Raw genomic sequence first — 23,622 nt, 5'->3', positions numbered from 1 at the left:
TGTTCGCCGGGTTCAGAGCCCGAGCACCTGCGGCATCGTGTAGCGCCCCGGCTTCTGGCGGACCAGCCACAGCGCCGCCTTCACCGCGCCGCGCGCGAAGATCATGCGGTTTTCGGCGCGATGGCCGAGAGTGATCATCTCCTCCGGCCCCGCGAAGATCACGTCATGGTCGCCCGCGACGGTGCCGCCGCGCAGGCTCGCGAAGCCGATCTTGCCGTGGCCGCGCGCGCCGGTGACGCCGTCGCGGCCGCGTTCGGAGCATTTCGCAAGGTCGATCCCGCGCCCCTCGGCGGCCGCCTGCCCGAGCAGCAGCGCGGTGCCGCTCGGTGCGTCGACCTTGTTCCGGTGGTGCATCTCGACGATCTCGATATCCCAGTCGGCATCGAGCCGCGATGCCGCCTCGCGCACCAGATGTGCGAGCAACGTGACGCCGAGCGACGTGTTGCCGGTCTGGAGCACCGCGATGTCCTGCGCGGCATCGTCGATCAGATAATGGTGGCGCTCCTCGAGCCCGGTGGTGCCGATCACGATCGGGGTTTTCGCCGCGACGCAGGCGTCGAGCGTCGCCTCGAGCGCGACGGGTGAGGAGAAATCGACGAGAACGTCGGCGTCCGAGGCAAGCCGGACGATATTGCCGCCCTTGTCGATGCCGCAACTGCGCTGCCCGGCTTCCGAAATTGCGGCGGCGAGTGCGACGCCCATCCGCCCTTCGCTGCCGATAATGCCGATGCTGGTCATGACTCGCTGTCCCCTATCCATTCTCCCCTTAGCCCCTCGGGTCGCGCGAAGTCGAGATGCGCTGGTCATCATCCGTGGTTATAAGTGAGGTCGAGATCCCGGCCTTCGCCGGGTGACGAAAAAGGGATGAAGCTGTCGATGCGGCCCGATAGAGAGGGCCCATGAAGACCATCCAGAATATCGTGATCCTGACCGGCGCGGGCGTGTCGGCCGAGAGCGGCATCGACACCTTCCGCGACGCCGGGGGCCTGTGGGAACAGCATCGCGTCGAGGATGTCGCGACGCCCGAAGCCTTCGCGCGCGATCCCGACCTGGTGCTGCGCTTCTATGACGAGCGGCGCGCGGCGATCCAGACCAGGGAACCCAATGCGGCGCATCGCGCGCTGGCGCGGCTCGATGCCGAATGGCCGGGCGAGCTGCTGATCGTCACCCAGAATGTCGACGACCTGCACGAGCGCGCGGGGGCGAAGCGGCTGATCCACATGCACGGCGAGCATCTGAACGCCTGGTGCACGATCTGCGACGCACGGATGCCGTGGGCCGGAGCATTGCTCGATCGGCCCGCCTGTCCGGCGTGCCAGGCCGCGGGAAGTCTGCGCCCCGACATCGTCTGGTTCGGCGAGATGCCGTACCGGATGGACGAGATTTATCACGCGCTGAACCGCGCCGACCTGTTCGTGTCGATCGGCACCTCGGGTGCGGTCTATCCCGCCGCGGGTTTCGTCCGCGAAGCGCGCGCGTCGGGGGCGCGGACGCTCGAGCTCAACATGGAGCCGAGCGAGGGGAGCCACTGGTTCGACGAAGCGCGGCAGGGACCGGCGACGGTGCTGGTGCCGGCGTGGGTGGTGGCGATGCTGGGCGGATGAGGCCGGCGGGTCGGTTCGCTCCGCTTTGTCTCACACAAAGACACAAAGAGGATGTCTCTTTCAAATCCGTTCGTGCTGAGCTTGTCGAAGCACCGTTCTTCTTGCAGCGTCAAAGAAAAGAACGGCCCTTCGACAAGCTCAGGGCGAACGGTTTATGATGAAGCGACCCTCTTTGTGTCTTTGTGTGAGATTTCCTCAACGCCGCGCGGCGAAGAAATCCCGGAGCAAGCCCGAAGCCTCGCCCGCGCCGATGCCCTCGTAGATTTCCGGTCGGTGATGCACCGTCGGCTGCGCGAAGAGGCGCGGGCCGTGGGCGATCGCGCCGCCCTTGGGATCGTCGGCGCCATAATAGAGGCGCGCGATTCGCGCATGGGCGATGGCGCCCGCGCACATCGCGCAGGGTTCGAGCGTCACATAGAGGTCGCAGCCGTCGAGCCGTTCCTTGCCGAGCTTCGCGGCGGCGGCGCGAATCGCGACGATTTCGGCGTGCGCGGTCGGGTCGTGCGATTCGCGCGGGCGGTTGTGGCCTTCGGCGACGACCTGCCCGTCCTTGACGATCACCGCGCCGACCGGCACTTCGCCCCATTCCGCGGCGATGCGCGCGAGGTCGAGCGCGCGGCGCATCGGTTCGGGGAGCGGAAACGAGGGCATAAAAGCGCCCTATTCGCTTGACGAATCTCCGGCAAGCCGATAAGCGCGCGCCTTTCCCGGCCCATCCGGTCCTTTCGGTGCCTTCTGGCCCACCCCGGACGCCGCCCATTGATTCGAGGAAGAAGATCATGTCGCGCATTTGCGAACTGACCGGCAAGGGCCGCCAGGTTGGCCACAATGTCAGCCACGCCAACAACAAGACCAAGCGCACCTTCCTGCCCAATCTGCAGAATGTGACCTTGCTGTCGGACGCCCTCGGCAAGGGCGTGAAGCTGCGCGTGTCGACCCACGGCCTGCGCACGGTCGAGCATAATGGCGGCCTCGACAACTGGCTGCTCAAGGCCGGCGACGACCAGCTTTCGGCGAACGCCCGCAAGGTCAAGAAGGATGTCGCGAAGAAGCTGGCCGAAAAGGCCGCTTAACGCTTCCTCGCATCGCCGATGCAATCAGGCCGCCGGATTACCGCGCGGCCTTTTTGCTGTCCGGCAAGCCGACGAGCTCGAACGCGACGAGCAGGCTGCGCTGCCAGCCATTGAAATTATTGTCCGAGACGAGCCACAGGAAGGTGCGCCCGTCGCGGCGCTCGATCGCCGCGCCTTCGTAATTGTCGGCGAGCGCCGCGGGCACGCGGCCGATCGTCCGCGAGGTCAGCCGCGCGCCCGGCCGGATCGCGGCGGGATCGACGACGCCGAGGATCGTCGTGAAGACGGGATCGAGCCCGAGCCGACGGTGGACGAGCAGGATGCGCCCGTCGGGCAGCGGCGCGGCGTCGCTGACCAGCCCCTTCCCCTGCGAATCATAGAAGAAGCGAACCGCCTTCGTCCCCGGCTCGGCGGGATCGCCGGTGAAGAGCAGCGCCTCGCGGCCGCGCGGATCGTCGTCGGCGTCTTCGGAAAAGATGACGGTGCGCCCGTCCGCGAGGCGGACCATCGCTTCGGGACCGCGATTGACCGGCCAGCGCGGCCGCGGCAGGCGCGCGCGCGATTCGATGCGCTCCAGCGCCGGATCGAGCCGCCAGACCTGATTGAGCCCCTCGAGCGCCACCCAGCTTTTGCCGCTCGCGGGATCGAATGCCATCGATTCGACGTCGCGTTGCGACTTGCGCTGCGTCGGGCCGGAGCCGGGCGGAAACATGCCGATGCGCGCATCCGATACCGCGCCGTCGGCGGCGAGCGTCAGCCGTGCCCAATAGCCATTGTCGGCCGCAAGCTGGAACCGATCGGGACCGAGGATCGCGAGCGCCGAAAATCCACCGAATGCGTCGTTCGGGCTGACGAGGCGCCAACCGCGCACGAAGCGGAGCATACCCGCCTCCCCCGCCGGATAACGGAGCGGGCGCGCGGTGATCTGCTGCGAGGTGAGATCGACCGGCGGACGATAGTGCCGCGTGCCGGGCACGGGGCCGAGCGCAACGAAGATCAGGACGGCGGGCAGGAGACGGCGCATCGGCGCGGCGATAGGACGCGCGGCCGGGCCCGGCAAGATGCCTCCCCCCAAGATGAACGGCAGCCGACAGCGATGTTCAGGCTTCACTCAAAGCGAATCGGGCAGAAGGGCATCATCGATCCAAAGACCCCAAGGGCCTGACGACGAAAGAAGGAGAACGACGATGAAAAAGATGGTGACCCTCTCGATCGCCGCCCTGATGTCCACCGCGACGCTGGGCCTTGCTACGCCCGCCGCGGCGCAGAACGGCTATTACAGCCGCGACGGCTATTCGAGCTATGACGCGCGCTACAATCGCGACAACCGCCGCTATGATAGCCGCAACTATCGCAGTTACGACCGCCGCGATTACCGTGGCAACGATCGCCGCAACTATCGTAATTATCGCCAGTGCGACAACGGCACCGGTGGCACGATCATCGGCGCGATCGCCGGCGGCCTGGCGGGTCACGAGATCGCCGGCCGCGGCGACCGGACCGTCGGCACGATCATCGGCGGCGCCGTCGGCGCCATCGCCGGCCGCGCCATCGACAAGGGCAACGACGGCTGCCGCCGTTAAAGGGCCCGCCCCCTTAAAGGGGAATGACGGCTGCCACCATCAAGGCAGACCCGACCCCCAATAAAAGACTCTCCCCCCTTCGCCCCGTCCGGCCCGCGCCGGACGGGGCTTTGCTGTCGGTGGGCGGGGTTGCCATCGCGCCCGCCGGGGCCTAGGTTCGCGCGCAAGTGCACGTCCGCAAATTGGCGGATGCGTGAGTCAGAGACAGGTCAACATAGCCATGCGGCAAATGGCAGCGCCTTCAGGGCGATCGCCGCGGCCGGGTTCGAAAATGGGCCCACCGGCGAGCCGAAGACAGAAAGGGGAAACTCCGCCCCGCCCCGTGCCGGTCGTCCGGCCCCGCAGCTATGCCGCGATCGACCTTGGCACCAACAATTGCCGGTTGCTGATCGCGCGCCCGCACGAGGGCGAACTCGTCGTCATCGACGCTTTTTCGCGGATCGTACGGCTGGGCGAAGGATTGCACGCGACCGGACGGATCAGCGAGGCCGCAATGGACCGCACCGTTGCCGCGCTCGCCATCTGCGCCGACAAGCTGCGCCGACGCCACGTCACCCTGTCGCGCGCGGTCGCGACCGAGGCGTGCCGCCGCGCGGTGAACGGCACCGAGCTCGCGGCGCGCGTCCGGCGCGAGACGGGCATCGTCCTCGACATCATCTCGGCTGCCGAAGAGGCGCGACTCGCCGCGCTCGGCTGCCACAATCTGATGGAACCCGGCGAAGGCCCGGCGCTGATCTTCGACATCGGCGGCGGCTCGACCGAGTTGATGCATGTCGACGTGTCGGACCATGACGTAAAGATCCACGATTGGATCAGCGTGCCGTGGGGGGTCGTGTCGCTGACCGAACATGCCGCGCCGGGCGAGGACAGCCTGGCCGCGCGGCAGGCAAGTTATGCCCGGATGCGCGAAGTGACCCGCAGCGCCTTCGCCGCCTTCGCGGACCGCGCCGAACGCTTCGCGAACCTGCCGCTGCGCCTGCTCGGCACCAGCGGCACGGTGACGACGCTCGCCAGCGTCTTTCTCGAGCTGCCGCGCTACGACCGGCGCGCGGTCGACGGGATCACCGTTCCCGCGACCGCGATGCGCGACATCAGCCGCCGCCTCGCCGAGGCGAGCCTCGACGCGCGCGCCGAGATTGCCTGCATCGGACGCGAGCGCGCCGACCTGGTGGTTGCGGGCTGCGCGATTCTGGAGAGCATCATCGACCTGTGGCCCGCCGCGCGCGTCGGCGTTGCCGACCGCGGCATCCGCGAGGGCATCTTGCGCACATTGGCGATGCAGGGCCGCGACATTCCGGTTACCCGGCGCGAGCATCGCAAATGAGCGGTGGCAAGGGCGGCAAGAGCGGCGGCGGACGCGGCGGCCTGCATGTGCGGGTCAAGACCGCGCGCAAGCGCACCGCCTCGTCGACCCGCTGGCTCCAGCGCCAGCTCAACGACCCCTATGTCCGCCGCGCGCAGGCCGAGGGCTATCGCTCGCGTGCCGCCTTCAAGCTGATCGAGCTCGACGAGAAATTCGGCCTGCTCAGGAAAGCGCGCGCGGTGGTCGACCTGGGGATCACTCCGGGCGGCTGGTCGCAGGTCGTGCGCAAGGCCAATCCGCGCGCGCGCGTTGCCGGAATCGACCTGCTCGCCTGCGAACCGATCGAAGGCGTCGCGATCCTCGAAATGGATTTCATGGACGACGCCGCCCCCGACGCGCTGATCGAGGCGCTGGGCAGCGCCCCCGATCTCGTCATTTCGGACATGGCGGCGAACACCGTCGGCCATCCGCAGACCGATCATCTGCGCACCATCGGGCTTGCCGAGACCGCGGCCGATTTCGCGGTACAGACCCTGCAGCCCGGCGGCGCTTTCGTCGCGAAAGTGTTCGCGGGCGGCGCCGACCGCGAACTGCTGACCGTCCTCAAGCAGAATTTCGCTACCGTGAAACACGCCAAGCCGCCCGCAAGCCGCAAGGGATCGCCCGAACTTTATGTGATCGCGCAGGGTTTCAAGGGGCGGCGCGAGGAAGACGGCGACGCGGACTGACGGCCGGACGGCGGCCGTCGCCGCTCCTCCCCGGCACGGGGAGGGGGACCACCGAAGGTGGTGGAGGGGCAGGTGCGACATGGTGCGCCTTTTCTGGATCGATGCGTAAACCGAGGGTGCCCCTCCACCATGCTTCGCATGGTCCCCCTCCCCGTGCCGGGGAGGAACGACACAGCCCCCTTCATCCCTTCCAATTCGGCCCGTCGCCGCTATCATCGAAGGTCCATCGATTATCGGGGGAAATCACATGCGTAGCGGGATTGCATCGCTGACCGTCCTGTCATTGCTGCTCGCCTCATGCGGCGGCGGAGGGTCGAGCGGCGGCGGTGGCGGCGGGCCGGTCACCGTCACCCCCACGCCGACCCCGACACCCACCGCAAGCTGCGGCCTCAGCGCGCGCCAGAGCTTCGCCAAGGCGGTGATCGACGAATGGTATCTCTTCCCCGGCGATGTCGCGACGAACGTCAATCCCGCGAACTTCGCCGACGTCCAGACCTATATCGACGCGCTCGTCGCGCCGTCCCGGGCGCTGAACAAGGATCGCTATTTCACCTATGTCACCTCGATCGCCGAGGAGGAGGCTTTCTTCACCAACGGATCGAGTGCGGGCTTCGGCGTCCGGCTCGCCTATGATCCGACCACCCAGCGCGTGATCATCGCCGAGGCCTATGAAAATGCCCCGGCGCTGGCGGCGGGAATCGATCGCGGCACGCAAATCGTGGGGATCGGAACGAATGCGTCGAACATTCGCGCCATCTCGACCATCGTCGCCAGCGAAGGCACGCAGGGGATCACCGACGCGCTGGGGTCGAGCGACCCCGGCGTGACCCGCGTCCTGCGGATCGTCGAACCCGGCGGCGGCACCCGCGACGTGTCGGTGACCAAGGCCGATTACGATCTCGACCCGATTTCCGACCGCTACGGCGCGAAAATCATCAGCGAGGGCGGGCACGCTTATGGCTATGTGAACCTGCGCAGCTTCATCAGTTCGGCCGACCCCCAGCTTCGCGCCGCCTTCCTGAATTTCCGCAACCAGGGGGTGACCGACGTCGTCATCGATCTGCGCTACAATGGCGGCGGGCTCGTCGCCACCGCCGAGCTGTTCGGCGACCTGCTCGGCCGCAACCGGGCCGCCAGCGACCTGTTCTCGCAGACCAATTTCCGCTCATCGAAATCGGAGAACAACACGCGCCACACCTTCACCACGCAGCCCGAATCGATCGCGCCGACGCGCATCGCCTTCATCGGCACCGGATCGACCGCCTCGGCGAGCGAACTGGTGATCAACGGGATGCTGCCCTACCTCGGCACCAATATGACGCTGGTCGGCAGCAACACCTATGGCAAGCCCGTCGGACAGATTGCGCTCGACAAGAGCGAATGCGACGAGCGGATGCGCGTGATCGCCTTTGCGACCGGCAATGCGGCGAGCAGCGGCGACTATTTCGACGGGCTGGCGCCGAAGATCGGCAACAGCTGCGCGGCGGACGACGACCTGTCCCTGCCGCTCGGCGACCCGCGCGAAGCCTCGGTGCGCGCGGCGATCGATTTCCTGGCGGGGGGAAGCTGCACGACGCCCATCGCCCAGGCCCCGTCCGGCGCCTCCGCGCAAAGCCGCAGCGTCCGGATGGCCGCCGAGCCCGAGATGCTGACGCCCGCAAAGCCCCGCGCGGCGCAGCGCGAACTGCCGGGGCTGTTTTGACGAAACGTCGGTTTTGGGGTGGGGGAGCGGCCCCTTCCTAACTTTCGTCATTCCCGCGAAAGCCGGAACCCAGAGCGTGCGTCGGCTGACCCCACTCTGGGTTCCGGCTTTCGCGGGAATGACGAAGGTAAGAGATACTGCGCGCGATTTTCAGCCTCTCGTCAATCCCGGACTTGATCCGGGATCCATTCTCTCAGCGCCGGTTGAATGGATCCCGGATCAAGTCCGGGATGACGACGTAAGGTAGGTCGGCTTCCGGTCGATTGCGGACGCTGCCCCCAGAACCCAGCCGAACCGCTACCCCTAGACTTTCCGGCCCGATCGATTATATACCGCTCGTTATGGAAAGTGACATCGCTACCCCGGTCAAGGGGCGCCCGCGCGAATTCTGTGTCGACAAGGCACTGGCCGAAGCCCTCCACGTCTTCTGGGCGAAGGGCTATGACGGCGCGTCGATGGCCGACCTGACCGAGGCGATGGGGATCACCAAGCCCAGCCTCTATGCCGCTTTCGGCAACAAGGAAGCGCTGTTTCACAAGGCGCTCGACCTCTACGAGACCGAAAAGCTGGAATATACGCGCGCCGCGCTCGACCAGCCGACCGCGCGCAAGGTCGCCGAATATTATCTCCACGGCGCGCTGATGACGCACGCCGGCACCACCGACCCCAAAGGATGCATGGGTATTTTGAGTTCGCTCGCCTGCAGCCCCGAAGCCGAGTCGATCAAGGCCGACGTGCTGGGGCGCCGTGCCTCGTCGCAGCGCGCGCTGGTCGAGCGTTTCGAGCGCGCGAAGGCCGAGGGCGACCTGCCCGCGCATGTCGACGCGCAGGGGCTGACCAGCCTTCTCTACGCCCTGCTGCAGGGGATTTCGGTTCAGGCCGGCGCGGGCGCGACGATGGACGAGCTCGAGCGGCTGGTCGACACCAGCCTGGCGCTCTGGCCCAGCGCCTGAAGACGGTCTTTTGCCTCGCATCCCGGGCCTGATCGGGGATCGACAGGGGGCGGCCGAAACAGGGCCACCGAATTTTTCGATACCGGTCGGTATAAAACTCCTTGACAAGATGAACGGCATGTTTATATACCGTGTGGTACAGATGGTTGGAATGACCGCCGCGCCACAAGAAGCGCGGATGCACTCCGCTCCTGCTGTGCCGGCCTGATCCCGGGCCAACCCAGACAGACATGTTTCGCAGGATCGCGCCCCGCCATCGATGAAGGCGGGATCGCCTTCCTGCATCCAGACTCTCCCCTCGCCGGGCGCAAGCGTTCCGGGGCGTGAGCCCCCTTGCGCCCGGCAAATATCCACGGAGGACCGACCATGGCCTATCTTGCCCTGACCGACGGAGTCGCCGCCGCCATCGCGCCGGCTTCCGCCTTCTCCCCCACATTTTCCCCCGCAGCGCCGAAAGCCGATAGTCCCGCAGGCTTTTCGGCGCTGGAATGGTCGGTCGTGATGCTTGCCCGTCACGACCGGCCATCGAGCCTGCGCGAGCCCGGCCGGGTCGCGAAATGGCTCGGGCGGATTTTTGGCGACGCGGTGAACCGCCGTCTCGCCGATCCGCGGCTCGAAGCGCTGCGCCGGATGGCGGTGCTGACCTGGCACCACAGCTATTCGGTGCCGAAGGCCGAACTCAAGGCCTTCTTCGCCGCGGGTTTCAGCACCGATCATTATGAACTGCTGGGCAAGCGCGTCGCCGAAGTCCACGTCGCCCGCCTCTTCCGAAAGTGAACCCATGAACATGCTCTCCCCGATCCGGCCCCCCTTGGAGTCCGAGGAGACGGCGAACGCCGCCCTCGCCCCGACCCAGCCCCCGCGCCGCTGGCGCCGGACCCTGCAGATCGGCCTGCCGGTCGCGCTTGTCATCGCCGGCGGCTGGGGCCTGACTCACCGCGAGGCGCCGGCCAACGCCGCGCCGCCGATCCCGGTCGTCACCGTCGCGGCCCCGCTGGTCCGCGACATCGACGAATGGGACGATTATGTCGGCCGCTTCGAGGCAAGCCAGGCCGTCGAAGTGCGCCCGCGCGTCTCGGGCCAGCTCGTCGGCGTCCATTTCACCGACGGTCAGATCGTCCGCAAGGGCCAGCTTCTCTTCTCGATCGACCCGCGCCCCTTCGCCGCCGCGCTCGCCGAAGCGCGCGCCGAAGCGGCCAGCGCGCGCAGCGATCTGGCGCTCGCGCAGACCAACCTTGCGCGCGCCAACCGGCTCGTCGCCGACGACGCGGTGTCGCAGAGCGACCTCGACCAGCTCGGCGCCAAGCTGCGCGCGGCGTCGGCCGCGCTCGCGGCCGCCGATGCGCGCGTGCGCTCGCGCGCGCTCGACATGGAGTTTACGCAGGTGCGCGCACCGATCAGCGGACGCATCTCCGATCGCCGCGTCGACGCGGGCAATCTCGTCGCCGCAGGCGAAGGCAGCGCCGGTAGCCTGCTGACGACGATCAACGCGCTCGATCCCATTTATTTCAGCTTCAACGGCTCCGAAGGCCTGTTCCTGAAAGCCAAGCGCGCTCAGGAAGACGGGGCGAAGGGAACCGAGGTGCAGATCAAGCTGCAGGACGAGGCCGACTACAGCCGCACCGGAAAGCTCGACTTCACCGATAACGGCATCGACCCGCGATCGGGGACGATCCGCGGCCGCGCGGTGATCGCCAATCCCGACCTGTTCCTGTCGCCGGGGATGTTCGGCAACATGCGGCTGGCGAGCGGCGCCAGCGAGCGCGCGCTGCTCGTCCCCGACGCGGCCGTGCAGACCGACCAGGCGCGCAAGACTTTGCTGGTGGTCGGCAAGGACGGTCAGGTCGCGACGCGCGAGGTCCGGCTCGGTCCGGTCGTCGATGGCCTCCGCGTCGTGCGCGGCGGCATCGCACCGACCGACCGCATCGTGATCACCGGCACCCAGCTCGCGCAACCAGGCACGAAGGTGCAGACGCGCGCGGGCAAGATTTCGCCGGTTGCCGAAACCGCCCCGCCGCCGAGTGAGGCGCTGGTCGGCGAAGCCACCTTCGCACGGTAACGCCTTGAAGCCCCTCCCTTCGGGGAGGGGTTTGGGGAGGGCCTGTCACCGCCCTCCCCGCTGCGAGTAGCGAACAAGTTCGCAACTCTCGCTGCCCCTCCCGCAAGCGGGAGGGGATGAAACAAGATCAAATTTTTCGATCCTCCAGTCCGGGGAGCCGGTCATGCGTCTTTCGCGCTTCTTCATCATCCGCCCGATCTTCGCCGCGGTCATCGCGGTGATCATCACTCTCGTCGGCGCGATCGCTTACTGGTCGCTGCCCGTCTCGCAATATCCCGACATCGTCCCGCCGACGGTCACGGTCACCGCCAGCTATCCCGGCGCGTCGGCCGAGACCGTCGCCGAGACGGTGGCGACGCCGATCGAGCAGGAGATCAACGGCGTCGACAACATGCTCTATCAGTCGAGCCAGTCGACCGGCGACGGCAATGTGACGATCACCGTCACCTTCAAGATCGGCACCGACCTCGACGCCGCGCAGGTGCTGGTGCAGAACCGCGTCGCGATCGCGGTGCCGCGCCTGCCCGAAGCGGTGCAGCGGCTCGGCGTCGTGACGCGCAAGACCTCGCCCGACTTTCTGATGGTCGTGAACCTCGTCTCGCCCGACAAGTCGCTCGATCGTTCCTATCTTTCCAACTATGCGCTGACCCAGCTCAAAGACCGCCTCAGCCGCATCGACGGCGTCGGCGATGTCCGCCTGTTCGGCGCGCGCGACTATGCGATGCGCGTGTGGATCGACCCGACGCGCGCCGCTTCGCTGAACTTGACGGCAGGCGAAATCGTCGCGGCGCTGCGCGCGCAGAATGTGCAGGTCGCGGCGGGATCGCTCGGCCAGCCGCCCTATGCGAACGGCAACGCCTATCAGCTCAATGTCGAGACGCAGGGCCGCCTCGCCGACGCGCAGCAGTTTGCCGACGTCGTGATCCGCACCGATGCCGACGGGCGGCAGGTGCGCGTCGCCGACGTCGCCCGCGTCGAGCTCGGCGCGTCGGATTATAACAGCAACACCTATCTGTCGGGCGATCCGACAGTGATCCTCGCGGCCTTCCAGCGTCCGGGCTCGAACGCGCTCGAAGCCGCAAAGGCGATCGAGACCGAGATGGCGGCGGCATCGAAGAGCTTTCCCAAGGGCCTCGAATATCGCGTCATCTATAACCCCACCAAGTTCATCGAGCAGTCGATCGACGCGGTGAAGGACACTTTGCTCGAAGCGATGGTGCTTGTCGTCATCGTGATCCTGGTCTTCCTGCAGAAATGGCGCGCCGCGGTGATCCCGATCGTCGCGATTCCGATCTCGCTCGTCGGTACCTTCGCGGTGCTCGCGGGGCTCGGCTACAGCCTCAACAGCCTGTCGCTTTTCGGACTCGTGCTGGCGATCGGCATCGTCGTCGACGATGCGATCGTCGTGGTCGAGAATGTCGAGCGAAACCTCGAGCGCGGGCTGTCGGCGCTGAAAGCCGCGCAGACATCGATGGACGAGGTGTCGGGCGCGCTCGTCGCGATCGTCCTCGTGCTGTGCGCGGTGTTCGTCCCCACCCTGTTCCTGACCGGGTTGTCGGGCGCCTTCTATCGGCAGTTCGCGGTAACGATCTCGACCGCGACGATCATCTCGCTGATCGTCTCGCTCACCCTGTCGCCCGCGCTGGCCGCCATCCTGCTGAAGCCGCACGCCGAACCCGAACAGCCCTCACGCCTCCGCGAACTCGCGGCCCGTGCCGGTGACGCCTTCAACGAAGCGTTCGAGAAGATGAGCACGGCTTATGCATCGCTCACCGCGCGGCTGGTCCGCCAGCCGAAGCGGATGATGATCACCTATGGCGGGCTGATCGCTGCGACCATGGGCCTGTTCTGGGCAACCCCGACCGGCTTCATCCCCGCACAGGACCAGGGCTATTTCCTCGCAGTCGTGCAATTGCCGCCGGGGGCCTCGGTCGAGCGCACCGACGCGGCGCTCCGCAAGGTTGCTGCGCGTATCCTGCCGAACAAGGGCATTCTCGGATCGGTGATGCTCGCGGGCTTCGACGGGCCGTCGCAGACGCTCGCCCCGAATGCTGCCGCCGCTTACTTTCCGCTCAAGAGCTTCGAGGAGCGCAAGAAGCTCGGCGTCAGTTTCGACGAGATCATGAACGAAGCGCGCGCCGACGTCGCCGACATCACCGAAGCGCGCGTGATCGTGATTCCGCCGCCGCTGATTCAGGGCATCGGCTCGGCCGGCGGGTATCGGATGATAGTGCAGGATCGCGGCGGCCATGGATACCAGAAGCTGGCCGAGGAATCGGGCAAGCTGATCGGCAAGGCCAATGAAGCGCCGGGTCTGGCGCAGGTCTTCACCTTCTTCGATACCGGGTCCCCGCGCGTCTATGCCGACATCGACCGGGCGAAGGCGAACCTGCTCGGCGTCCCGCCCGAGCGCGTGTTCGAGACGCTGCAGGTCTATCTGGGGTCGGCGTTCGTCAACGATTTCAACCTGCTCGGTCGCACCTACCGCGTCACCGCGCAGGCCGATGCGCCCTTCCGCCAGTCGGTCGCCGATATCGCCAACCTCCAGACGCGCTCGAACACGGGGGAGATGGTGCCGATCGGGTCGGTCGCGACCTTCAAGGACAAGACCGGTCCGTACCGCGTCGTCCGCTATAACCTCTATCCTGCGGTCGAGGTCGATGGCGACACCGCGCCGGGCTATTCGTCGGGCGCGTCGCTGACGACGATGGAGAAGCTCGCCGCCGACACCCTGCCCGCAGGATATGCCACCGAGTGGACCGGCATCGCCTTCCAGCAGAAGGCGGCGGGCAGCACGGCGGCGCTCGTCTTCGCGCTGGCGGTGGTGTTCGTCTTCCTCGTCCTCGCCGCGCAATATGAGAGCCTGACGCTGCCGCTGTCGATCATCCTGATCGTGCCGATGTGCCTGTTCGCGGCGATGGTCGGCGTGAATCTGCGCGGAATGGACAATAATGTCCTGACGCAGATCGGGCTCGTCGTCCTCATCGCGCTCGCGGCGAAGAATGCGATCCTGATCGTCGAATTCGCCAGGCAGGCCGAAGAACAGGACGGGCTGTCGCCGGTCGAGGCCGCGGTGCGCGCCGCGCGCGATCGCCTGCGCCCGATCCTGATGACCAGCTTCGCCTTCATCCTCGGCGCGGTGCCGCTGCTGATCGCGAGCGGCGCCGGGGCGGAACTGCGGCAGGCCCTCGGCACCGCGGTCTTCTTCGGGATGATCGGGGTCACCGCCTTCGGCCTGCTCTTCACCCCCACCTTCTATGTCGTCTGCCGCGCGCTCGGCGATTGGCTGGCACAGCGGCGGCGTAGGGGCGAGCATGGCGCGGCAGCTCCGGTGCCCGCGGAATAATGCCTGCCCCAATTTCCGTGTGTCCCCGCGCAGGCGGGGACCCATCTCCGGTCGGTTCCCGTTTGCACCGTCCGATGATGGGCCCCCGCATTCGCGGGGGAACACGGAGATCTTGAAAGCAAAGTCTGGAGATTTTCGATGATCCTTCGCCCCTTGCTCACCACCCTATCCGCGCTCACGCTGGCCGCGTGCGCGGTCGGGCCGGACTACGCCCGCCCCGCTCCCCCTGCGGCGTCGTCCGGCCCCTTCCTCTCGACCCAAGCCGGCGTGACCAGCCCCCTACCCGCCGATGCCGAATGGTGGCGGCTTTACAAGGATCCGGTGCTCGACGGGCTGATCGCCGACGCGCTCGCCGCGAACACCGACGTCCGCGTTGCCGTCGCCCGCATCGCCAAGGCCCGGGCAGCCTTACGCGAAGTGCGCGGCGACCGCCTGCCGTCGACCGACTTCAGCGCCGGGGCGACCTATGGACGCGTCAGCGAAGGGCAGGTGCCGCCGGGGGCCGACCGCACCGGCTGGCAGGTCGATGGCGGCCTTACCGTCGGCTACGAGGTCGACCTGTTCGGCCGCGTCTCGCGAGGGGTCGAGGCCGCGCGCGGTGACCTCGGCGCCGCCGAGGCCGATGCCGATGCGGTGCGCGTTACCGTCGCCGCCGAAACCGCGCGCGCCTATGCCGACGCCGCCTCGGCCGCCGAGCGGCTGGGCGTCGCGACGCGCATCGTCGCCTTGCTCGACCAGTCGGTGGCGCTCACCGCGCGCCGCGCCGAGGTCGGGCTGACGACCAGGCTCGATACCGCGCGAATCGCGGCGCTGCGCGATCAGCGCCGCGCCGACATTCCCGCGATCGCCGCCGAACGCGACGCCGCGCTGTTCCGTCTCGCGACGCTGACCGGCCGCGCCCCCGCCGACCTGCCGCCGGTCGCCGCCGCACGCACGACGACGTTGCGGCTCGACCAGCCGATCCCGGTCGGCGACGGTGCCGCGCTGCTCGCGCGACGTCCCGACGTTGCTGCCGCCGAGCGCCGTCTTGCGGCGTCGACCGCGCGCATCGGCGTCGCGACGGCCGACCTCTATCCGAAGATCACGCTCGGCGGGTCGGTCGGCCAGACGAGCAGCGGCCTCGGCGATCTGTTCGGCGGCGGGCCGCTGCGCTGGCTGCTCGGCCCGCTGATCAACTGGAATTTCCTCAACCAGGAAGGCGCGCGGGCGCGGATCGCGGGGGCGGAGGCCGACACGCAGGCATCGCTCGCCCAGTTCGACGGCACGGTGCTGCGCGCGCTTGAGGAAGCCGAAACCGCACTCTCCGCCTATGCGCACCAGCTCGACCGGCGAACGGCGCTGCAGGCGGCGCGCGATCAGGCCGCGACGGCGGTGAAGATCACGCGCGCGCAGCAGCGCGAAGGCGCGATCGACGGACTCGCCGCGCTCGACGCCGAACGCAGCTTCGCCGAAACCGAAGCCTCGCTGGCGCTCGCCGACGCGCGCATCGCCGATGCGCAGGTCGACCTGTTCCGGGCGCTTGGCGGACGGTGGACGAAAAGCTGAGCCGGTTGCCGCTATCCGCGCTCGATCATCGCGAGCAGCGCGTCGCCCGCCTTGCCGCGATAGCGTTCCTTGTGGCGCAGACCATAGAAGGGGCGCGGTTCGAGGTCGAAAGCGGTGCGCTGGATTCGTCCGGCGCGCAGCAAGGGCTCGACGACCAACGTCGAGATCAGCGTATGGCCCGCCCCCGCGCTGACCGCCGAGCGGACCGCCTCGTTCGACGGCAGGGTGAGGATCACGTCGAGGTCGGCGAGCGTCAGGCCGAGCGGGGCGAGCGCAGCCTCGAAGGTCGAACGCGTGCCCGACCCTTCCTCGCGCAGCACCCAGGGGACCGAAACCAGCCAATCCCTGTCGGCGCCGCCCGGCGCGGCTTCGGAGCCGACCAGCGCAAGATCGTCGTGGCCGACCGTCCAGCGCGCCAGCGCCGGATCGTCGATCAACCCCTCGACAAAGCCAAGCTCGGCGCTGCCCTCGCGCACCCGATCCGCCGCCTGCTCGCTGTTGCCGATCGACAGCGTGACGGCGATTCCGGGGTAGCGTCGGCGAAACCGCGCGAGGAACGGGGGCAGCCAATAGCCGGCGATCGTCTGGCTGGCGACGAGCGTCAGCGTGCCGCGCTCCAACCCGCCGAACTCGGCCAGCGTGCGCTCGGCGCTCGCGGCGCGGCCGAGCACAGCGCGCGCCTCGACCAGGAACAGCCGGCCCGCGTCGGTCAGTTCGATCCGCCGCCCGATGCGGTGGAACAGCGGGACATTGTGCCGCTCCTCCAGCGTCTTGATCGCCGCGCTGACCGCCGACTGGGTGATGTGGAGCGCCTCCGCCGCGCGCGTCATATGCTCGCGCTCCGCGACCCCGACGAAGATGCGGAGCTGCTCGAGCGTCATGGGATCGGTGCCATCGAGGCGCGCATGATCGTCTCCTTTGCACGCAGGATGCGCCGCGCCATTCAATCTGTCCAAGCGAATATATCGGTCGTTCCAACAATTAAAATCGATTGATTAGCGTGAACGCGATCAACAAGCGCAGGCGATTGAAACGAGCAGCAACTTGCGTTGGAGGCGACCGGAAAAGCGGCCGATAGCGAAGGCATCGAGGGCGACCTACCGCCTACCCGCCTTTCAGAAAGAAGCCGTCATGGCGACCGTCCCCCTTTCCGCCGCCGCAATCCGCAGGCCCCGCACCGCCAGGATCGAACGGATCGTTCCCGGGCTGGCGCTCTGCCTCGGCGTCACCGGCGTCGCGTTCGCGCTGGCCGGCATCGAGCAGCGATTGTTCGGCGAGGTCTGGCTGGAAGCGCTGGTGCTGGCGATCCTGATCGGCACTGCGATCCGCTCCATCTGGACGCCGCCGGCTCGCTGGCTTCCGGGAATCGATTTCAGCGCCAAATTGCTGCTCGAAATCGCCGTGGTTCTGCTCGGCGCATCGGTCAGCGCCGCAACGATCCTCGCCGCGGGTCCGGCGCTGCTGATCGGCATCGCCGCCACCGTCTTCCTTGCGATCGGCGCGAGCTTCGCGATCGGGCGGCTGCTTGGCCTGCCCAGGCGAATGGCGACGCTGGTCGCGTGCGGCAATTCGATCTGCGGCAATTCGGCGATCGCAGCGGTCGCTCCGGTGATCGGCGCCGACAGCGACGACGTCGCGGCGGCGATCGCCTTTACGGCGGTGCTCGGCGTCGGGGTCGTACTGGGTCTGCCGCTGCTCGGGCTGGCGCTACGCCTTAGCGAACTCCAATATGGCGCGTTCGCCGGGCTCACCGTCTATGCAGTGCCCCAGGTCATCGCCGCCGCCACGCCGATGGGCGCGACGGCAATCCAGATGGGCACGCTGGTCAAGCTGGTCCGCGTGCTGATGCTCGGTCCGGTCTGCCTGACCCTTTCGATTCTCGCCCCGCGTCTTTGCGAGGATGGCACCGAGCTCGCCCGGCTCGCATCCGCCGAACGCCGGAAAGCCAACCGCCTGCCGATCCATCATCTTGTGCCGTGGTTCATCCTCGGCTTTCTGGGCATGATCGCCGCACGCTCGTTCGGGCTGATCCCGCAAGCGGCTCTGGCGCCGATCGCCGGCGCCGCGACGCTGCTGACCGTGGTGTCGATGGCGGCGCTTGGCCTCGGCGTCGATGTCCGCACCGTCGCCAAGGCGGGCGGGCGCGTGACGGCAGCGGTGGTGCTGTCGCTGCTGGTGCTCGGGGCGATCAGCTTTGCGCTGGTCACGATGCTCCATCTCGGCTGATCGGGCCGATAACCACGCGGTACGCGCCGATCCAGCATGACAACAACGCAGTCACCACAGGCCGGGGCCTTTTTAGCTTTCGTCGATTTCTGAATGACTGGAGGGTGAAGGGAATCGAATAATCGCAAGAACCGAAGGGAAGCCTAGTCATTCAGTCCGATGCTAATTTGGAGGCCCCCTGAAAAGCCCCCGTAAGTACTGTACTTAAAAGTCCGGAGGTTCGATTCCGACCGTGGAGCTTGTTGAGCATGTTCGGCCGACGACTCCTCCTCTAATCGAAAAGATAACCCAGCGCTCTGAGAAGGCCAACGACAAAGGAACCGCCCACTACACAGGTCGCGATCCAAAATTCGATCGCGAGCGCCCTGTCCCGCCATTTCCTCGCTTGCTTTGCCATATGCCGACAATGACACGACCGAATATAGTAGGAAACCCGCGTTCTTGTTCTGACGTACGAAATAGGAATTGGTGCCCGGCCCAGTCCCGAAAGGGATAGGGAGCCCAGAACCGGGCACCCCTCGCGCTAGCCTGACGGCTTGCGGCGAATTCCATCATTTGGCTTCTGATTCAATATCGCGCGGAGGCATGCGTTGGTTGCAGGGGCTAACTTGGCGAACGACCGGATCGAATGGTGGCGCAAAATGGCGCTCCCATTTTTTTTCGGGCTGCGCTAATTTCTAACCACAGAACATCTGCAAACGGGGAGTCGCAGGATGCTTATCGCTTCAATTCTTTTGGCTGCAATGGCGCCAGCACCGGCCGGCAATGTCGACGCGACGCGAGCCGCCTTCACGAAATGCCTCCGCGAGCATCTCAAGAAGCAGCTTGAGGCCAAGGTGACGGAGGCGGAGTTTGAACTTTCCGTGAAGTCGGCGTGCGACACAGAACAATCGGCATTTAAGGCAGCGGTTACGGCGACCAACCGGGCGGGCGGCGATTCGCAAGCCGATGCCGAGGAAAATGCGCAGATGCAGATCGACGACTATCACGCGAACTTCACGGACAAGTTCAAGGACTACGCTTCGACCAATACCATGCCGGGCGAATGATAGTTTCGGAGGAGGCAGCGCGTCAGTGACGTATTGGCGGCGCGCCTCCTTCGTCCATCAACAGTAAGAGCTCGCGAAGCTTAAAGCGCAAGCTGGCGAGCTCGAGCCCAACAGTAGCTTCGCGCCGCCCGGCGGCGATGAGCAGGTGACGCAGAAGTTCGTCCGAATGTCGCATCAGTGCGAGTAGGTGCGATCCACTAGGAGCGTGAGTTCCAGCGAGCCAATGCTTCACACATCGCTCGCTGGCGCCCGTCCATCGCATCAGCGTTTTGACCCCTCGATGGGTCTCTCCGACTTCCTCCGTGAGCGCGGCTGAAACCAGTTCCGCGAAGGTGATGTCGGCCTGTCGTTGCGGTAAACTCTTGCCCGTTTTCGGCAACATCTTACCTCTCCTCGCCGTCTATACTCACCCCGCGTTGCGTCATCGACTCGTGGGGATCGCATACGGCCGGACCCTGCGAGCCATCCTCTTTAGATTTGGGGCTGGTGAAGTGGCAGAATGGTCCGATCAGTTCCGAAAAGAAGGCGAAGCGCTGTCGCCGACGGTTCGCGCTGCCGAATATGTGCGGATGTCGACCGATCACCAGCGTTACTCCACCGAGAATCAAGGTGAGGCAATCCGCCGGTACGCTGAGACTCGCGGAATTGAGATCGTCAGAACCTATGCCGACGCCGGAAAAAGCGGATTGAGTATCGACGGCCGGGACGCTCTTAAAAAATTGATCGAGGATGTTCAGGCCGGGACAACCGATTTCACGATGGTTTTGGTCTATGATGTCAGTCGCTGGGGCCGGTTCCAGGACGCCGACGAGAGCGCCTACTACGAATATATCTGTAAGCGGGCAGGGATCGCCGTCGAATATTGCGCGGAGCAGTTCGACAATGACGGCAGCCCGGTCTCGACGATCGTAAAGGGCGTCAAGCGCGCCATGGCTGGCGAGTATATACTGAACCGCCTTCATCGCACCGATCCCGCGAGAGTACGGGGAGCACTCTCGTGAACGCGCGGAAATCTGCGGCCTCGATGCAGGCTGCACTCCCTGTAGTCGAACCGTACTCGCGAAAAGTGGCGGAAAAGCTGGATGCACCCGTGCGTGAGGTGTGTATCCAAATTACGGGTCCGATGCGTAGCATCGCGGCCCTGCAACCTTGCCGCAGAAGCAATCGTCTCAGACATGATCCGAGCCCTCCTTGCGGGCAGCCGCGACCATGCGATCCTGATCGAAGATGTCGCCCCTTGCCGCGATCATCGTCTTAGCCTTGCGATCGGCAGCCTCGCGATCAAACGCGACCGGCGTCATCGGACATTCTCGCAGACCGTTATCGGCAACCCACGCTTGTATCGCCCGCTCGATCGCCGCCCGCATTTGAAAATGAAGATCGCTCGCCTGATAAGGATCGAGGTGGGCGGTGACACCGGAGCTGAGAATGAGACCGCCCAGCGGGAAAACATGGTTGCCCGCCCACTGGTACGGACCATCTATGCGGCAGAAACTGGTTTCGCCGTCATAGAGAGCGATAGGCGGGCGCTCTGCCCGGTTCCAGGCAGCGAGCGCGGACCGATAGGTATCTCCGTCTTCACCGTCAGCGATCAGCTTCTCTATGAGCGGAACGACACAGGGTGCGTTGTATCGGTCGACGGCGAAACGCAGGATGACCTTGTGGTCAAAGCGGAAGAAATTGGCGAGCCGGTCGACGGTTTTGCTCAGAATGGACATACGGTGTCCTTTCAATAAAATGGGATGTGTCGGTGGGATGGTGGGCGACGTGTCGCCCTCGGGGGATCAGGCCTGAGTCTGGGTCAGCCGTCTGATCGACGCGGTGGTGATCAGCGTCCGCGTTCCGATCTTGAGGGCATCGACCTGTCCGGTCTTGATGAGCTTGTAGATCGTGCTGCGGCCGACGCCGAGCGCCTTGGCCGTGCGGTTAATCGAGTATGCGAGTTCATCCATTGTCGCCTCCGTTGGAGTGCCGCGATGCGGCGGGCGACAGGATCATTTGCAGCTAAGCGCTGACAGTTCCAACAGCATGTGGATGCAGTGGAAATCTGCCGTTCGTGGCTACTCCCCGGTAATTGCCTATCTCGGGAACCACGCAAATGCGTGGTTCCCCGATAATTCAGAATAGGATTAAGACGAACGATTTTTCGCGATCGTCTCCAGAATTTGATTTGCGTAAGGCGCAAGCTGGGACTGGCTGGGCACCTTCAGACGCCTGCCTTCATACCAATCCTCCAGCAGCTCGATTATTTCCTTCTGATTGCCGCGCTGCTTCGAGATGTCGAGCGCCCGCACCTTGGGGTGATCAATCAGCGCGATGATTGCATTGGTATGATCGTACTGCTTCGGTGCCCCCTTGCGACTCGGTTTGGCCTTGGCGTCAGCGATCAGTTTGTCGACGTCCGCTTCAAGGAACAGTTCGCGGTCGAACCAGAGACCCGCAGGGCCGAAGAGCGCGTTGCGGATCGTGCTGCCCTTGGCCACATGGGCGGCGCGAAGCTTTCCGAAGAAATAGCGATGGTCAACGTAGCGGCGCGCGCCATTTCGGGTGAGGTAAAAGGCGCGCGGGGACGTTTCGAGTTGAAGGATGGCGAACAGTCGTTCCAGATTGCGGACAGCAGAGTCTCCCGGGTCCGCATAGACAGGATTCTGCGGTGTAGATGCCTGCATCCCGCCGTATTGAAACACGCGCCAGGATGCGCCAACCGCGATCATCAATCCAGAACAGCCCAATCCAATCAGCCTGACTGCATCGGCGGCGGGCGCCTCATTGAAAGTGAGGATGAGCCCAGGAAGAAGTGTAACGGTTGTCGCGAAAGCAGTCGCCGCAAATGAGGTGGACCAGAGCCAGTATCGTTTCTGGATGGCGCGCGAGGCATCCGCCGTGATGCGGTCAAGCTCGGCAAGGCCAGTCTGCTCATCGGTGTTGATGAAGCGGGCTGCAACCCTGCGGAGCGGCAATACTTCCTTTCGGTCCTCCACCATCTTCTCCTAGCGAGGGATGGCTACATTGCCTCCATCACAGAGCTGACACAAATAATCACTCCACCACTGCGCCATCTCGACGCGTTCAGCCCAATAAGCCGACTGATTGTATATGCGGCGAATGCTGCCCGCGACCATGTGGGCAAGGGCACGTTCGATGGCATCGGGGTTCCACTTGCCAGACTCGTTAAGCAGCGAAGAGGCCGAGGTCCGGAACCCGTGGGCCGTCATTTGCTCCTTGGAATAGCCCAGACGACGAAGCGCTGCGTTGATCGTGTTGTCGCTGATCGGTCGCGCCCGTGTTCGTACCGATGGAAACACGTATCTGCCGTTGCCCGAGAGCCCACGCATACTTTCCAAAATCGCGAGCGCTTGGCGCGATAGAGGCACCGCATGCGGTTGGCGCATCTTCATCTTCGCTGCGGGTAGCGTCCAAACTGCCTTCGCGAAGTCGATTTCTGTCCATTCCATTTGACGCAGTTCGCCGGGCCTCTGGAAGACATGCGGGGTTAGCTTTAACGCATACATCACTGCTGGGTCACCGACATATCCCTCAATCGCACGGAGTAGAGCGCCAAACTCAATTGGGTCGGTGATTGCCGCGAAATGTTTGACGGTCGGTTGAATTAGCGCGCCAAGCAACATCTGTGCGGGATCGCGTTCGGCCCGCGCCGTGGCGGCGGCGTAGCGGAAAACGCGGCTCGCGAACGACCGGACCTGCTTGGCGGTCTCCAAACGCCCGCGCCGTTCCTGCTTTTTCAGTTCGTGGAGTAACTCCGCAGGCGTGATGTCGGCCACCGGCCGCCGCCCGAACTCCGCGCCTAGCAGCCGCAGAAGCCAGCGATGCTTTTCGAGTGTCGCGGCTGCGACTCCTTCCTTCTCTCGCTTCGCTATCAGCTCTTCAGCGACCGCCGAGAAACTATTGCCCGCGCTGATGCTCGCAGCGATTCGAGCCTGCCGCTTGGCAGTATTGGGATCGACTGCATGGGCGAGCTGCTTCTTTGCATCTTCTCTAGCCGCTCGCGCTTCCGCGAGCGTAATTGCGGGATAAGCGCCGAGGGCCAGTTTGCGCTCCACTCCATGCAGGCGATATTTAACGCGCCAGAGTTTGCTGCCGGTAGGATTGACCAAAAGATAAAGGCCGCCCGAATCTGATATCTTATATGGCTTATCTTTTGGCTTCGCTTTGCGGATCGCGGTGTCGGTGAGCGCCATTTGGGGGCCTCGCAAATCAGGGGCTTTGGAAAGGCCCCCGGATATGCCCCCGAATCGTTCAGCTACACGCGATCATGGGCAATCACCGGAAGCCAGTGAATGCTCAAAAACTAGCGGATTTTCAGGGTTTTTTCAACCATCAGCGACTGCGCGTGGGCAGCAAGATGGAGCGGGTGAAGGGAATCGAACCCTCGTCGTAAGCTTGGGAAGCTTCTGCTCTGCCATTGAGCTACACCCGCGCGCTGTCCGGCC

General features: G+C 65.5%; 22 protein-coding genes, 1 tRNA gene and 1 pseudogene. 14 read left to right on the top strand and 10 right to left on the bottom strand.

All coding sequences use genetic code 11. The annotated features are described in order from the left end of the window. Positions 1-12 precede the first annotated feature (12 nt). Complete coding sequence (gene dapB, locus NP825_RS20680) at positions 13-738, bottom strand: 4-hydroxy-tetrahydrodipicolinate reductase (RefSeq protein ID WP_257547255.1); 726 nt, start codon at positions 736-738, stop codon at positions 13-15. A 161-nt stretch (positions 739-899) separates the two neighbouring features. Here dapB and NP825_RS20675 point away from each other — a divergent pair, with 161 nt between their 5' ends. Then, entirely contained in the window at positions 900-1,604 is a 705-nt protein-coding gene (locus NP825_RS20675) for an NAD-dependent deacylase (protein ID WP_257547253.1), read from the top strand. A 195-nt stretch (positions 1,605-1,799) separates the two neighbouring features. On the opposite strand, the gene tadA is transcribed toward NP825_RS20675, so the two are convergent. Next, on the bottom strand, positions 1,800-2,255 hold the full coding sequence (gene tadA / locus NP825_RS20670; protein WP_257547251.1) for a tRNA adenosine(34) deaminase TadA: 456 nt from the start codon (positions 2,253-2,255) through the stop codon (positions 1,800-1,802). A 128-nt stretch (positions 2,256-2,383) separates the two neighbouring features. Here tadA and rpmB point away from each other — a divergent pair, with 128 nt between their 5' ends. Beyond that, positions 2,384-2,677 (top strand): 50S ribosomal protein L28, encoded by a 294-nt coding sequence (gene rpmB / locus NP825_RS20665; RefSeq protein ID WP_257547249.1) that lies wholly within the window; start codon positions 2,384-2,386, stop codon positions 2,675-2,677. A 37-nt stretch (positions 2,678-2,714) separates the two neighbouring features. Here rpmB and NP825_RS20660 read toward each other — a convergent pair whose 3' ends face one another. Next, complete coding sequence (locus tag NP825_RS20660) at positions 2,715-3,701, bottom strand: esterase-like activity of phytase family protein (protein ID WP_257547247.1); 987 nt, start codon at positions 3,699-3,701, stop codon at positions 2,715-2,717. 163 nt (positions 3,702-3,864) lie between these two features. On the opposite strand from NP825_RS20660, the gene NP825_RS20655 reads away from it, so the two are divergent. The 9 genes from NP825_RS20655 (at position 3,865) to NP825_RS20615 (ending at position 15,896) form a co-directional block, all read left to right on the top strand. Next, positions 3,865-4,260: a glycine zipper 2TM domain-containing protein gene (locus NP825_RS20655; protein ID WP_257547245.1), complete on the top strand. Its 396-nt coding sequence runs from the start codon at positions 3,865-3,867 to the stop codon at positions 4,258-4,260. A gap of 220 nt (positions 4,261-4,480) precedes the next feature. Continuing rightward, entirely contained in the window at positions 4,481-5,584 is a 1,104-nt protein-coding gene (locus tag NP825_RS20650; protein ID WP_257551579.1) for a Ppx/GppA phosphatase family protein, read from the top strand. Further along, a complete protein-coding gene (locus tag NP825_RS20645) occupies positions 5,581-6,291 on the top strand; it encodes an RlmE family RNA methyltransferase (protein WP_257547243.1) in 711 nt (236 codons plus the stop codon). Before NP825_RS20650 ends, NP825_RS20645 begins: the two co-directional genes overlap by 4 nt. Positions 6,292-6,538: 247 nt before the next feature. Then, complete coding sequence (locus NP825_RS20640; RefSeq protein ID WP_257547241.1) at positions 6,539-7,993, top strand: S41 family peptidase; 1,455 nt, start codon at positions 6,539-6,541, stop codon at positions 7,991-7,993. A 341-nt stretch (positions 7,994-8,334) separates the two neighbouring features. Continuing rightward, positions 8,335-8,946: a TetR/AcrR family transcriptional regulator gene (locus tag NP825_RS20635; RefSeq protein ID WP_257547239.1), complete on the top strand. Its 612-nt coding sequence runs from the start codon at positions 8,335-8,337 to the stop codon at positions 8,944-8,946. A gap of 366 nt (positions 8,947-9,312) precedes the next feature. Beyond that, positions 9,313-9,723, top strand: coding sequence for a hypothetical protein (locus NP825_RS20630; RefSeq protein ID WP_257547237.1), 411 nt, complete (start codon positions 9,313-9,315; stop codon positions 9,721-9,723). 4 nt (positions 9,724-9,727) lie between these two features. Continuing rightward, positions 9,728-11,005: an efflux RND transporter periplasmic adaptor subunit gene (locus NP825_RS20625; RefSeq protein ID WP_257547235.1), complete on the top strand. Its 1,278-nt coding sequence runs from the start codon at positions 9,728-9,730 to the stop codon at positions 11,003-11,005. 163 nt (positions 11,006-11,168) lie between these two features. Beyond that, a complete protein-coding gene (locus tag NP825_RS20620; RefSeq protein WP_257547233.1) occupies positions 11,169-14,351 on the top strand; it encodes an efflux RND transporter permease subunit in 3,183 nt (1,060 codons plus the stop codon). A 138-nt stretch (positions 14,352-14,489) separates the two neighbouring features. Beyond that, positions 14,490-15,896, top strand: a complete 1,407-nt coding sequence (locus NP825_RS20615) for an efflux transporter outer membrane subunit (protein WP_257547231.1) — start codon at positions 14,490-14,492, stop codon at positions 15,894-15,896. 11 nt (positions 15,897-15,907) lie between these two features. Here NP825_RS20615 and NP825_RS20610 read toward each other — a convergent pair whose 3' ends face one another. Further along, complete coding sequence (locus tag NP825_RS20610) at positions 15,908-16,777, bottom strand: LysR substrate-binding domain-containing protein (protein WP_257551577.1); 870 nt, start codon at positions 16,775-16,777, stop codon at positions 15,908-15,910. 250 nt (positions 16,778-17,027) lie between these two features. Between NP825_RS20610 and NP825_RS20605 the strand changes: the two genes are divergently transcribed. Both NP825_RS20605 and NP825_RS20600 read left to right on the top strand, forming a co-directional pair. Beyond that, the gene (locus NP825_RS20605) at positions 17,028-18,122 is read left to right on the top strand and encodes a YeiH family protein (protein ID WP_257547229.1); all 1,095 of its coding nucleotides are present in this window, start codon (positions 17,028-17,030) and stop codon (positions 18,120-18,122) included. A 713-nt stretch (positions 18,123-18,835) separates the two neighbouring features. Next, a complete protein-coding gene (locus tag NP825_RS20600; RefSeq protein ID WP_058455934.1) occupies positions 18,836-19,171 on the top strand; it encodes a hypothetical protein in 336 nt (111 codons plus the stop codon). Between the two features lie 22 nt (positions 19,172-19,193). On the opposite strand, the gene NP825_RS20595 is transcribed toward NP825_RS20600, so the two are convergent. Then, positions 19,194-19,553 carry a hypothetical protein gene (locus NP825_RS20595; RefSeq protein WP_252171210.1) on the bottom strand — a complete coding sequence of 120 codons (360 nt, stop codon included), beginning with the start codon at positions 19,551-19,553 and terminating at the stop codon, positions 19,194-19,196. Between the two features lie 151 nt (positions 19,554-19,704). Between NP825_RS20595 and NP825_RS20590 the strand changes: the two are divergent. Next, positions 19,705-20,115, top strand: a pseudogene (locus NP825_RS20590) (recombinase family protein); the annotation flags it as partial. 225 nt (positions 20,116-20,340) lie between these two features. Here NP825_RS20590 and NP825_RS20585 read toward each other — a convergent pair. From NP825_RS20585 to NP825_RS20565, 5 genes are all read right to left on the bottom strand, one after another. After that, positions 20,341-20,889, bottom strand: coding sequence for a hypothetical protein (locus NP825_RS20585; protein ID WP_257547224.1), 549 nt, complete (start codon positions 20,887-20,889; stop codon positions 20,341-20,343). A 66-nt stretch (positions 20,890-20,955) separates the two neighbouring features. Beyond that, a complete protein-coding gene (locus NP825_RS20580) occupies positions 20,956-21,123 on the bottom strand; it encodes a helix-turn-helix domain-containing protein (RefSeq protein ID WP_058455958.1) in 168 nt (55 codons plus the stop codon). 177 nt (positions 21,124-21,300) lie between these two features. Next, a complete protein-coding gene (locus NP825_RS20575; protein WP_257547218.1) occupies positions 21,301-22,152 on the bottom strand; it encodes a hypothetical protein in 852 nt (283 codons plus the stop codon). 9 nt (positions 22,153-22,161) lie between these two features. Continuing rightward, positions 22,162-23,370: an integrase arm-type DNA-binding domain-containing protein gene (locus NP825_RS20570; protein ID WP_257547216.1), complete on the bottom strand. Its 1,209-nt coding sequence runs from the start codon at positions 23,368-23,370 to the stop codon at positions 22,162-22,164. A 165-nt stretch (positions 23,371-23,535) separates the two neighbouring features. After that, positions 23,536-23,609: transfer RNA gene (locus tag NP825_RS20565), tRNA-Gly, on the bottom strand. Positions 23,610-23,622: the final 13 nt, after the last annotated feature.

Source organism: Sphingopyxis sp. DBS4 (genome assembly GCF_024628865.1).
Classification (GTDB): Bacteria; Pseudomonadota; Alphaproteobacteria; order Sphingomonadales; family Sphingomonadaceae; genus Sphingopyxis.
Note: the sequence above shows the minus strand (reverse complement) of the source record. Positions and strands in the feature narration are given on the sequence as shown.

Coding starts and splice junctions, on each gene's coding strand:
- NP825_RS20675 (WP_257547253.1), top strand. CDS start 900: ATGAAGACCATCCAGAATATCGTGATCCTGACCGGCGCGGGCGTGTCG.
- NP825_RS20580 (WP_058455958.1), bottom strand. CDS start 21,123: ATGGATGAACTCGCATACTCGATTAACCGCACGGCCAAGGCGCTCGGC.
- rpmB (WP_257547249.1), top strand. CDS start 2,384: ATGTCGCGCATTTGCGAACTGACCGGCAAGGGCCGCCAGGTTGGCCAC.
- NP825_RS20595 (WP_252171210.1), bottom strand. CDS start 19,553: ATGTTGCCGAAAACGGGCAAGAGTTTACCGCAACGACAGGCCGACATC.
- NP825_RS20655 (WP_257547245.1), top strand. CDS start 3,865: ATGAAAAAGATGGTGACCCTCTCGATCGCCGCCCTGATGTCCACCGCG.
- NP825_RS20625 (WP_257547235.1), top strand. CDS start 9,728: ATGAACATGCTCTCCCCGATCCGGCCCCCCTTGGAGTCCGAGGAGACG.
- NP825_RS20610 (WP_257551577.1), bottom strand. CDS start 16,777: ATGACGCTCGAGCAGCTCCGCATCTTCGTCGGGGTCGCGGAGCGCGAG.
- NP825_RS20630 (WP_257547237.1), top strand. CDS start 9,313: ATGGCCTATCTTGCCCTGACCGACGGAGTCGCCGCCGCCATCGCGCCG.
- NP825_RS20585 (WP_257547224.1), bottom strand. CDS start 20,889: ATGTCCATTCTGAGCAAAACCGTCGACCGGCTCGCCAATTTCTTCCGC.
- dapB (WP_257547255.1), bottom strand. CDS start 738: ATGACCAGCATCGGCATTATCGGCAGCGAAGGGCGGATGGGCGTCGCA.
- NP825_RS20635 (WP_257547239.1), top strand. CDS start 8,335: ATGGAAAGTGACATCGCTACCCCGGTCAAGGGGCGCCCGCGCGAATTC.
- NP825_RS20600 (WP_058455934.1), top strand. CDS start 18,836: ATGCTTATCGCTTCAATTCTTTTGGCTGCAATGGCGCCAGCACCGGCC.
- NP825_RS20620 (WP_257547233.1), top strand. CDS start 11,169: ATGCGTCTTTCGCGCTTCTTCATCATCCGCCCGATCTTCGCCGCGGTC.
- NP825_RS20650 (WP_257551579.1), top strand. CDS start 4,481: ATGCGGCAAATGGCAGCGCCTTCAGGGCGATCGCCGCGGCCGGGTTCG.
- NP825_RS20660 (WP_257547247.1), bottom strand. CDS start 3,701: ATGCGCCGTCTCCTGCCCGCCGTCCTGATCTTCGTTGCGCTCGGCCCC.
- NP825_RS20645 (WP_257547243.1), top strand. CDS start 5,581: ATGAGCGGTGGCAAGGGCGGCAAGAGCGGCGGCGGACGCGGCGGCCTG.
- tadA (WP_257547251.1), bottom strand. CDS start 2,255: ATGCCCTCGTTTCCGCTCCCCGAACCGATGCGCCGCGCGCTCGACCTC.
- NP825_RS20615 (WP_257547231.1), top strand. CDS start 14,490: ATGATCCTTCGCCCCTTGCTCACCACCCTATCCGCGCTCACGCTGGCC.
- NP825_RS20570 (WP_257547216.1), bottom strand. CDS start 23,370: ATGGCGCTCACCGACACCGCGATCCGCAAAGCGAAGCCAAAAGATAAG.
- NP825_RS20605 (WP_257547229.1), top strand. CDS start 17,028: ATGGCGACCGTCCCCCTTTCCGCCGCCGCAATCCGCAGGCCCCGCACC.
- NP825_RS20640 (WP_257547241.1), top strand. CDS start 6,539: ATGCGTAGCGGGATTGCATCGCTGACCGTCCTGTCATTGCTGCTCGCC.